The organism is Actinocorallia lasiicapitis (assembly GCF_054778695.1).
In genome coordinates this window covers 1-7,419 of record NZ_BAAGZI010000298.1, presented here as the reverse complement: position 1 = coordinate 7,419, position 7,419 = coordinate 1, and the positions used below count along the sequence as shown (strand labels likewise).

The 7,419-nt window shown below is 71.6% G+C and carries 9 protein-coding genes; 3 read left to right on the top strand and 6 right to left on the bottom strand.

Features of this window, described 5'->3' with window-relative positions; all coding sequences use genetic code 11:
* Both ACYVE7_RS25365 and ACYVE7_RS25360 read right to left on the bottom strand, forming a co-directional pair.
* The coding region (locus ACYVE7_RS25365) for an acyl-CoA dehydrogenase family protein (RefSeq protein ID WP_460367878.1) at nt 1–292 on the bottom strand (292 nt) is incomplete at its 3' end.
* Nucleotides 289–1,860, bottom strand: a complete 1,572-nt coding sequence (locus tag ACYVE7_RS25360) for an AMP-binding protein (RefSeq protein ID WP_460367876.1) — start codon at nt 1,858–1,860, stop codon at nt 289–291. The genes ACYVE7_RS25365 and ACYVE7_RS25360, both read right to left, overlap by 4 nt.
* Nucleotides 1,861–2,015: 155 nt before the next feature.
* Between ACYVE7_RS25360 and ACYVE7_RS25355 the strand changes: the two genes are divergently transcribed.
* Nucleotides 2,016–2,600 carry a TetR family transcriptional regulator gene (locus tag ACYVE7_RS25355; RefSeq protein ID WP_460367874.1) on the top strand — a complete coding sequence of 195 codons (585 nt, stop codon included), beginning with the start codon at nt 2,016–2,018 and terminating at the stop codon, nt 2,598–2,600.
* Nucleotides 2,601–2,616: 16 nt separating this feature from the next.
* Nucleotides 2,617–2,886, top strand: coding sequence for a DUF397 domain-containing protein (locus tag ACYVE7_RS25350; RefSeq protein ID WP_460367872.1), 270 nt, complete (start codon nt 2,617–2,619; stop codon nt 2,884–2,886).
* Between the two features lie 43 nt (nt 2,887–2,929).
* On the opposite strand, the gene ACYVE7_RS25345 is transcribed toward ACYVE7_RS25350, so the two are convergent.
* Together ACYVE7_RS25345 and ACYVE7_RS25340 are read right to left on the bottom strand one after the other, a co-directional pair.
* The gene (locus ACYVE7_RS25345) at nt 2,930–3,904 is read right to left on the bottom strand and encodes an NAD-dependent epimerase/dehydratase family protein (RefSeq protein WP_460367870.1); all 975 of its coding nucleotides are present in this window, start codon (nt 3,902–3,904) and stop codon (nt 2,930–2,932) included.
* Nucleotides 3,905–3,926: 22 nt separating this feature from the next.
* Nucleotides 3,927–4,493 carry a PadR family transcriptional regulator gene (locus tag ACYVE7_RS25340; RefSeq protein ID WP_460367868.1) on the bottom strand — a complete coding sequence of 189 codons (567 nt, stop codon included), beginning with the start codon at nt 4,491–4,493 and terminating at the stop codon, nt 3,927–3,929.
* 155 nt (nt 4,494–4,648) lie between these two features.
* Between ACYVE7_RS25340 and ACYVE7_RS25335 the strand changes: the two genes are divergently transcribed.
* A complete protein-coding gene (locus tag ACYVE7_RS25335; protein ID WP_460367866.1) occupies nt 4,649–4,927 on the top strand; it encodes a sulfurtransferase TusA family protein in 279 nt (92 codons plus the stop codon).
* Between the two features lie 32 nt (nt 4,928–4,959).
* Here ACYVE7_RS25335 and ACYVE7_RS25330 read toward each other — a convergent pair whose 3' ends face one another.
* Both ACYVE7_RS25330 and ACYVE7_RS25325 read right to left on the bottom strand, forming a co-directional pair.
* The gene (locus ACYVE7_RS25330) at nt 4,960–6,360 is read right to left on the bottom strand and encodes an FAD-dependent monooxygenase (protein WP_460367865.1); all 1,401 of its coding nucleotides are present in this window, start codon (nt 6,358–6,360) and stop codon (nt 4,960–4,962) included.
* Nucleotides 6,361–6,417: 57 nt separating this feature from the next.
* The coding region (locus tag ACYVE7_RS25325) for a class I adenylate-forming enzyme family protein (RefSeq protein WP_460367863.1) at nt 6,418–7,419 on the bottom strand (1,002 nt) is incomplete at its 5' end.

Here is a 7,419-nt window from a genome sequence, read left to right as displayed (position 1 = left end):
CGATCACGGCCGCGGCCGTCAGGGTGGCGTAGGCGGGCAGCGGAGCGGCGGCCCTGCCCAGCTCCTTCATGATCACGGTGTATTCGATCGCGCCGAGGCCCGCGCCGCCCGCCTCCTCCGGCAGCGTCACCCCGAGCAGGCCCGCCTGCGCGAACGCCGCCCACAGCGCGGCGTCGTACGCCTCGCCCGTCCGCTCGAACGCCTCGAGCCTCTCCGGAGTCGCCTCCTTGCCGAGCAGATCGGCGGCCAGACCCCTGAGCTGGGTCTGGTCCTCGTCGAGGTTGAAGTTCATCGCTGCCCTTCCAGGAGGTGAAGTCGGCCGGTCCGCGCGAACTCCTCGCGCAGCGCGGTCACGTCGTCGGGGGTCATCCGCCGGTAGGCGGGGTCGCGGCCCGGCCGGAACCAGACCGGGTCGCCGGTGCGCCAGCCCTCCGCGGCCAGCGCACGCTTGAGGATCTTGTTGGAGGCGGTGAGGGGGAGCTCTTCCGCCAGCCGGACGTAGCGGGGCGCCCATTTGGGGTTCAGGCCCCGGAGCGCGGCCGCGAACGCCTCGGGGTCGAACGCGCCGGTGGTCGCGACCATCACCTGGTCGCCGGAGGCGGCGTCGGGAACCCCGTAGACGGCGAAGGTCCCGTCGAGCGGAAGAGCCCGTTCCACCTCGGCGGCGCCGAAGTTCTCGCCGTCGACCCTGAGCCTGTCCAGGGAGCGGCCGACGAAGAACACGTACCCGTTCTCGTCGGCGCGCACGTAGTCGCCCGACCAGAACGCGCCGTCGCGGAGCCGGTCGTCGGCCTGCTCTTCGTAGTAGCCGTCGAACAGGCCGAGGCCCGCGGTGTTGACGAGCTCGCCGGTCACCCCGGGCGGGCACTCCAGGCCCGTCTCGGGGTCGAGGACCTTGACGCCCTCGCCGAGCCGGCCGAGCGCGCCGGGCGGGCCGAACGGGTCGGGGCTGAGGGTGATCGCGGTCTCGGTCGAGCCGTAGGCGTCGACGACGAAGCAGCCGTAGCGGTCGGCGAACAGCTTCTGCTCGGCGGGCGCCGCCTCGTTGCCGAACGCGATCTTCAGCGGGTTGTCGACCTTCTCCGGGGTGGCGGCGACCACGTAGGACAGGGCCTTGCCGACGTAGTGGAGGTAGGTGCAGCGGTGGCGGCGGACGTCGTCCAGGAGGCCGGAGGCGGAGAAGCGGCGGCGCAGCACCAGCCGGGCCCCCGCGGCGAGGGCGGGCGCGTACGCGGCCATGATCGCGCCGGAGTGGAAGAGCGGCATCGCGCTGTAGGCGACGTCCTCGCGGTGCAGGAGGCGTCCGGCGATGTTCTGGCCGGGGACGACCAGCTTGCGGTGGGTGACGCGGACGGCCCTCGGACGTCCCGACGTGCCCGAGGTGAAGATCAGCATCAGCAGGGTGTCGGGCGTGACGCCGTGGTCGGCGAGGCCGGCGCCGGTGTGGCTCGCCAGGAGCTTCGCATACCCGGACGACTCGTGGTCGATCACGCCCAGGTCGTCAAGGCCGATCGCCTGGGCGGTGGCCAGATGGCGGGGCTCTGTGACGATCAGATCGCAGTCGGCGAGCTCGGCGTCGCCTGCCAGTTCGGCGGCCGTCCGCGTGGTGTTCAGGGCGACGATCACCGTCCCGGACAGCGCCGCCCCGCCGAGCAGGAACAGCAGCTCGGGGACGTTGTCGAGCAGCACCCCGACGTGCACGGGACGGTCCGGATCGACGGTCCGCAGCCCGCGCAGCCAGGCGGCCCGCACCGCGCACTCGCCGACGACCTCGCGCCAGCTCCAGGTCCGCTCCTCGAACGTCAGCCCGGGCCCGTCGTCGTCCGCCCGAGCCCTCAGCAGCTCCGCCACGGTGCTCATGGCGGCAAAACTAGAACAGATTCTAGTTCCTGTCCAGATCCTGTGAAAGTAGGTGCTTGCTGACGTAGAACAGGCGCGGTTCCTTGCCGAAACGAGATAACAGGTTCTCGCCCGTCCCCGTACACTGTGCATCGACTGACGACACAGGGGTGCCGATGACCGCCGTAGAGCCGACCGCAGAGACGCCGACCCGATCACGCAGCCAGCACCAGCGCAGGAAGCGCATCGTGCAGGCGGCCGCCGCGCTGGCCTCGCGCGGGGGCGTCGAGGCCATGCAGATGCGGACCGTCGCCGAGCGCGCCGGGGTCGCCCTGGGCACGCTGTACCGGTATTTCCCGTCGAAGATGGATCTGGTCGTCGCGGTGGTGAGCGAGGAGCTGGATCTGCTCGAGGGGAGCATGGAGCGGCGTCCGCCCGGCTCGTCGACGGGGGCGTCGCGGGCCGTGGAGCTGCTGATGCGGGCGACACGCGGGCTGATGCGGGAGCCGGAGCTGGCCGACGCGCTGATCCGGTCGCTGCTGCTGTCGGACGTCAAGACCAATTTCGGTTCGCGGATGACGGGGATGCTGATGCGGGTCGCTTACGGCGACCAGGCCACCGAGGAGGAACGTACCCTCGTCGGCGCGTTGAACAGCGTCTGGGTGATGGAGATGATCGAGATGCTGCGCGGCCACGCGACCGCCGAGCAGATCCACGCCCGTCTGGAGATCGCCGCAGGACGCCTCCTCGAAGGCGCCTGAGGTCTACCCTGTTCCCATGGAACGACGCGTGGAGATCTACGGCGACGAGAACGACGGCGTGATCATCGAGTTCATCCCCTCCGAGGAAGTCCCCGACGAGTACCGCAAGGACAACAAGATCTTCCTCCCGGGCGAGCAGGCCATCGTCATGAAGAACGCCCAAGACCCCGACGGCCCCGTCCTCTACTTCACCCAAGCCGAATGGGACGCCTTCGTAGCAGGCGTCAAAGACGGCGAATTCGACGACCTCCTCGAAGACCTCCCCGAGGAATCCTCAGCGGGCTGACCGGAGACCCAGCCACCACGAAGCCCCCGAAGACTTCAGGCGTTTACCAGGTGGAGGCGCCGGTGAAGGTGGTTGGGGTTGGGGTGTAGGCGAGGTGGTGGTGGGCGGCGGTGAGGTTGAGGGTGCGTTCTACGGCGAGGTGGCTCAGGGCGTAGCGGGTGAGGCGTGGGGGGTGGGGGGAGCCGGCCAGGAGGAAGGCGCCTTCGGCGGCCGCGGCCAGGGGGCGGAGGGCGCGTTCGGGGAGGTAGAGGCGGCGGGCCTTGATGCGGCGTTCGGCGAGGATCTGGGCGAAAGCGTCGTCGATGACCAGGGGGGCGGCGTCGGTGATGTTGAAGGTACCGGTCGCGTCGGTCTCGGCGGCCAGCAGGCAGGCCTGGACCAGGTTGTCGACGTGGGTGAGGCTGATGAGCTGGCGGCCCGTGCCCACCGCGACCAGGAGCGGGCCGCGGACCGCCGACAGGACGCGGGGCAGCAGCGTGGTGTCGCCGGGGCCGTAGACGGCGTGCGGGCGGAGGATCACCGTCGGCGCGGACGCGGCGCGGACGGCGCGTTCCGCCGCCGCCTTCGAAGCGCCGTAGGCGTTCTCATACCGCGCGACGGGCGCTTCGTCCTCCGTCGCCCGGACGGTCGGACGGAACGGATCGTAGACACTGGCCGTGCTCACGTGCACGAACCGGGTGCCGGGGAAACTCGCCAGGACGTTCCTGGTGCCTTCCAGGTTGGTGGCGAAGAACCCGGCGGCGGGGCCCCAGTCGGTGACCGTCCCGGCGCAGTGCACGACCACGTCCACGCGCGGCGGTTCGGGAAGGACGCCGCTCGTGATGTCCCAGGACCGGTACTCGGCGCGACGGCCGATCCGTTCCTCGGGCACCGAGGGACGGCGGCCGTAGGCGAACACCTTCGCCCCGCGCGCCGACAGCTCCCGGCAGACCGCCCCGCCGACGAACCCCGACGCTCCCGTCACCGCGACCCGCAACGCTGCCCCTCCCCTGCCCGAACCGGGCGCCAAGTCTGCCATGGGACGGTTCGTCCCCCGCCGGTCAGGGGACGAGCCGGGCGGCCCGCTGGTCGAGGACGGCGAGGGTCTGATCGGCCCACGCCACGTTCTCGCGTTCGAAGGCGATCCCGCGCAGCAGCGCCAGGTAGGGGCCAACCCGTTCGGCCGTCGCGAAGAAGTCCTCTTCGGTGCGGCGCTCCAGCAGCCGCAGGCGCAGCCGCTCATAGCGGGCGATCTTCGCTTCGGCCCAGGCGCGCCGTTCGGCGACGTCCGCGCGGACCGCGGCGAGGTCGCCGCCGTCGACCGCCGCGACCTTCACCATCAGCTCCTCGCGCATCGCGCCGGGCTTGGTCGGACCCGCGGTGAACGTGTGGAGCGCCTCCCTGCCCAGCTCGGTCAGCGCGAACAGGCGTTTGTCGGGCCGCCGCTCCTGGTGCACGACGTGCGCCTCCACCAGGCCCTCCTCCGCCATCTTCTCCAGCTCGCGGTAGAGCTGCTGCGGGGTCGCCACCCAGTAGTTGGCCACGGACGCGTCGAACGCCTTCGCCAGGTCGTATCCGGACGATTCACCGTCGAGAAGAGCGGTCATCACCGCGTTGCGCAACGCCATGCGGACATCGTAGTGTCCAACACACTTAGTCAACTAATTTACTAGGAGTTCAAGGCGTCTTTCGCGCGCACCCGCGAAGCCCGCTCCACGAACACCCCGAACCCGCGCCCGCCCCGGGGCGTCCACCTAGGGTGAGTACGGGAGGTTTGTGCAGAATGTCTGATGAAGTGGCCGTCACGATCGACGGCGGGGACAAGGCCTGTGTGAAGCTGCTCCTGGAGCTTCGGGGGCGGATCGCCGCGCTACCGGGAAACACCCTGATCCATCTGATCGCCCTGGACCCGGCCGCGCCCCTGGACCTCCCCGCCTGGTGCCACCTGACCGGCCACACCTACCTGGGCCCCCTCCCCGGCACCCACCACCCCACCTACGCGCTCCGCACCACCCCGACCCCCGCCCCCACCGCACCCGCCTCCCCCTGGCACCGCTCCTGATCCAGCCGCGGCAGGTCGCCCGTTCGAGGCGGTCAGCGGAGGGCCGAGAGGTAGGCGGGGAGAGCGGTGGGGAGGCCGCGGAAGGCCGTGTAGCCGTCCGGGCGGATCAGGAGGACTTCCTCCGGGAACAGGTGGAAAGTGTGCTGGAGCGGGGCGTCCAGGAGGAGGGGGCGGACGTTCGCGGGGAGGTCCGGGACGGGGGTCGCGGTGAGCAAGGTGAAGTGGGGGCCGCGGAGATGGTCGAAGAGCTGGGAGCCGTCCGCGAGGTGGACGTTCGGGGCGCGGTGCCCGGAGTCGGGCCCTTCGGACAGGGAGCTGTCGGGGTAGGCGAGGGTGAGCTGGTGGGTCTCCTCGCCTCGTTTGAACGCGTCGGCCTGGCCTTCGGAAGCCCGGCGGTACAGGGCGGTCGAGATGCCGAGGACCCCAGCCGCGACCGGCAAGCGCTCCTCCTCGTAGGTGTCGAGCAGCCAGGCGGACGCCCCGCCCAGCACGGCCGCGAGCTTCCACCCCAGGTTGTAGGAGTCCTGGACGCTCGTGTTGAGCCCCTGCCCGCCCGCCGGTGAGTGGACGTGCGCCGCGTCCCCGGCCAGGAAGACGCGTCCCGACCGGAACCGTTGCGCCATCCGGATGTTGACCCGGTACAGCGAACGCCACACGATCTCCGCCAGCGCGACGGCGCCGCCGGTGGCCCGTGACGTCAGCGTGCGGTAGCCCTCGTCGGACAGATCGGGTTCGGCGTCGGCGGCGAGCGGGGCCAGGAGCTGGAAGTGGTCGGTGCCGGGCAGCGGGAACAGCGCCAGCGCCAGAAGATGGGTCTCGGGGTCGAGCCAGACCCTGATCTGCTCGCGGTCGACGCCGGTCGCGCGCACGTCCCCGACGAGCATCCGTTCCGACGCGTAGGTCTCCCCCTCGAACACGATCCCGAGGTGCCTGCGGACGAACCCGCGCCCGCCGTCCGCCCCGACCAGGTACCGCGCCCGGACGGTCTCACCGCCGACGACGGCCGTCACCCCGTCGCCGTCCTGGGTGAATCCAGTCAGTTCCGCCCCGAACCGCACCCGCACTCCGAGCTCGGCGAGCCGGTCCCGCAGGATCGCCTCGGTCTTCCACTGCGGCAGCATCAGCACGTTCGGGTAGGGGACGGCCTCGGTGGCCGCCCGCACCTCGCTCAGCACATGCTCCGCGATCTTGACCCCACCGCTCATGATCGCCACCGCCGGGTAGGGCCGGGCCTCCGCCCGGATCGCGTCGAGCACCCCGAGGTCGTCGAACACCTCCAGCGTCCGCGGCTGGAGCCCTTTGCCGCGCGATCCGGCGAACGGCGCGGCGCCCTTCTCGATGACCGTCACCTCGACGCCGCGCCGCGCCAGGTCCACACCGAGGGTCAGCCCGGCCGCCCCGGCCCCCACCACCAAGATCTCTGTCTCTGTCATGCCTCCACCCTGCGCCCGGCCCCTGAGAGGGCGCTGTCAGCGCACTGACAGGCCCGCTCAGTCCGCGGTGAGGAGGGCGCGGAGGGCGGCGCGGTCGAGTTTGCGGGTGCGGCCGCCGTAGGGCAGGGCGGGGAGCCGGACGATCCGGTCGGGGAGGGCGGCGGCGTCCAGGAGGCGCGGGAGGTGTTTGCGGAGGGCCGCCTCGCTCGCGGTGCCGGTGTAGGCGAGGACGACCTGTTCGTCGCCGGTCTCCTGGTCGGGGACGCCGATGATGGCGGCCTCGGCGACGCCGTCGAGCGCGGTGACGGCCGGTTCGTACAGTCCCGGGTAGAGGTTGAACTTGCCGCGGATCAGCATGTCCTTCTTGCGGCCGAGCAGGATGAGGCGGTCGCCGTCGAGGCGGGCGAGGTCGCCGGTGGCCAGTTCGGTGTGGTCGTCCTGCCCCAGATAGGTCCTGCTGAGGTTCGGGCCGGACAGGAACAGTTCGCCGTCGTCGGCGATCCTGGCCTTCACGCCGGGCAGCGGCACGCCCAGCAGGTCGCCGCCGTCGGTGTGGGCGAGTTTCTCGCGGGCGGACGCGATCGCCACGGGGACGATCTCGGTCATCGCGTACACCGACAGGACCTCGGCGTTGGGCGCGGCCGCGACGGCGCGGCGCAGCACCCCGGCGGGGGCGGGCGCGGCCCCGAGAATCACGTGCCGCACCCCCTCGGGCAGCAGTTCCGCGACGTCCAGCAGCTCCGCCAGGTGCACCGGAACGCAGAAGGTGTGGGTGGCGGCCCGGTCGGCGAGCTGCCCGCCGAACTCCTCGGCCGAGCAGAACAGCGGCGGCATCGACCAGCACGCCCCCGCGATCAGCGTGGGTAGCCCGAGCATGAGCTGGTCGGTGTGGACCACGTCGCCGGGCCCGAGCGGCACCCGCTCGCGGAACAGTTCGAGCCCCGCCGCCAGCGAGGCCTCGGTGTGGACGACGGCGCGCGGCGCGGACGTCGTCCCCGAAGTGAAGATCACGACGGCCGGTGCACCCGGCACGGCCTGCGGCGGCTCGACGGGCGCGGC